Source organism: Methylobacterium sp. A52T, from assembly GCF_053346095.1.
The window spans coordinates 1-2,320 of the sequence record NZ_JBKFBI010000279.1; the positions used below are offsets into that span (position 1 = coordinate 1).

Sequence of the window (2,320 nt, forward strand, 5' to 3'; positions counted from 1 at the left end):
CCGCGCACCGGCGGCCGCGGCCGCCTGACAGCACGGCGAGGAGACGTTTCCAGGTTGCGAGGACGATGAGAGTTGATGGCGAACCGGTCAGACCGGGAGCCGGGACACCCCGCCGGCTGTCCAGGGCGTCATAGCCCGAAAAGCAGAGTGGGACCCAGCTCGCGGATACCATCAGGGCCAGCGGTCAACATGAACGACTGCATCAACAGGCCGGACACAAGACTGCACCCGACCCACGCGTCAGAAGCTCAATTCGCCACTTGCAATGCGGGAGCCATCCACACAGGACGTTTCACAATCCGCCCACACCGGAAATTCCCCGGGCATCGGATATCGCTTGAAAGCGGAAGCTTGTCACGGTTTCGCTGCCGCGAGCAGGCTTCAGGGGAACGGCCCGCTTCATCAGAGCGGGCCGTTCCTTTTGTGCCTGCCGTCTTTCAGGCTGCCCCAGGACCCCAAAGATTGTCACTCTAGGCCCTGAGGAAGCTCGCGATAGCCTCGGCGATGTCCTTGGCATGCGTCTCCAGGGCGAAATGCCCCGTGTCGAAGAAACGGACCTGGGCATCCGGAATGTCGCGCCGGAACGCTTCCGCGCCGGCCGGCAGGAAGAACGGGTCGTTCCGGCCCCAGATCGCCAGCAGCCGCGGCCGGTGCGTTCGGAAGTAGGCCTGGAAGCCGGGGTAGAGCGCCACGTTGCTCGCATAGTCGCCGAACAGGTCGAGCTGGATCTCGTCGACCCCCGGCCTCTGGATGTACCACGCGTCCAGCGCGCTGCCGTCCGGCGAGACCAACGACGTGTCCGGCACGCCGTGCTCGTACTGCCAGCGGATCGAGGTGGGAGTGAGCAGCTCGCGCAGCGCCTGCCGGTTGGCGTCGCTTCGGTCCCGCCAGTAACGCTGGATCGGGTTCCAGCCCTCGCTCAGCCCTTCCTCGTAGGCATTGCCGTTCTGCGAGATGATGGCGGTCACCCGCTCGGGATGCGCCATGGCGACCCGGAAACCGGTGGGCGCGCCGTAATCGAAGACGTAGAGCGCGTAGGTCTTCAATCCGATGACCTCCGTGAAGCGGCCGATGACCTTCGCCAGCGCGTCGAAGGTGTAGCCGAAGGCGGCGCGCGGCTTGATCTCGGACAGCCCGAATCCCGGCAGGTCGGGGGCGACGAGGTGGAAGCGGTCGGCGAGCAGCGGGATCAGGTCGCGGAACATGTGGCCGGACGAGGGGAAGCCGTGCAGCAGCAGGAGCGCCGGCTTCGTCGGGTCGCCGGCCTCCCGGTAGAAGACCGTGTGGCCGTCGACGTCGACGGTGCGATAGGCGGTCTGGCTCATCGTTTGCCCTCCGGTGCGGCCAGTGCAGCCCCTGCTGCACGCCGTCGATGACCCTTGGATACAGACTTGCTCCCTCCGGGATAATCTGGCTTATTCGGGAGTGACAGTTGCTGAAAACGAGAGGGTGGATGGATCGCCTGGAGGCCATGACGATCCTGGTCGCGGCCGTGGAAGCCGGAAGCCTGTCGGCCGCCGGACGCAAGCTCGGCATTCCCTTGCCCAGCGTGAGCCGCAAGATCGCGGACCTGGAAGCTCATCTCGGGGCCCGGCTCCTCGTGCGCACCACCCGCAAGCTCACCCCGACAGACGCGGGGGCCGCCTACGTCGAGGCGTGCCGGCGCCTCCTGGGCGGGGTCGAGGAGACCGAGCGCGCGGTGAAGGGCGAGTACACTGAGCCCCGCGGCGAACTGAGGATGACGGCTCCGCTGGTCTTCGGGCGGCTGCACGTCCTGCCGGTGGTCTCGGCCTTCCTGTCCCGGTTCCCCGACATCACCGTGCGCCTCGTCCTCACCGACCGGGCCCTGGACCTCGTGGAGGATCACGTGGACCTGGCGGTCCGCATCTCGCACCTGCCGGACAGCGACCTGGTGACGGCGCGGCTGGGCACGGTCACGCGCGTGGTCTGCGGCAGTCCCGACTTCCTCGCCGCTCACGGGACGCCCCGGACCCTGTCGGACCTCGCCGACATCCCGTGCGTGACCTTCAGCGACCTGGCCGCCGGCCCGGCCTGGCACTTCGCCACGCCCGACAGGAAGGCCGTCCAGGTGGTCCAGGTGCGCTCCCGCCTCCAGGTCAACACGGCCGAGGCGGCGCCCGACGCGGCCGCGGCCGGCGTCGGCCTCACGCAGGTCCTGTCGTACCAGGCGGCGCCCCTCGTCGCAGCAGGGCGCCAGGTCCTCGTGCTGCGGTCCTTCGAGCTCGAACCGGTCCCGGTCAGCGTTGTCCATGTCGGGCATGGACGCCTTCCGCTGAAGATTCGGGCGTTCCTCGACTTC

At 68.0% G+C, this 2,320-nt stretch carries 2 protein-coding genes; one reads left to right on the forward strand and one right to left on the reverse strand.

All coding sequences use genetic code 11. From position 1 onward, the window contains the following. Positions 1 to 470: 470 nt before the first annotated feature. Positions 471 to 1,325, reverse strand: coding sequence for an alpha/beta fold hydrolase (locus tag ACLBYE_RS30285; RefSeq protein ID WP_447697000.1), 855 nt, complete (start codon positions 1,323 to 1,325; stop codon positions 471 to 473). A 128-nt stretch (positions 1,326 to 1,453) separates the two neighbouring features. On the opposite strand from ACLBYE_RS30285, the gene ACLBYE_RS30290 reads away from it, so the two are divergent. Further along, positions 1,454 to 2,320: LysR family transcriptional regulator (locus ACLBYE_RS30290; RefSeq protein ID WP_447697001.1), on the forward strand; the 867-nt coding region annotated here is incomplete at its 3' end.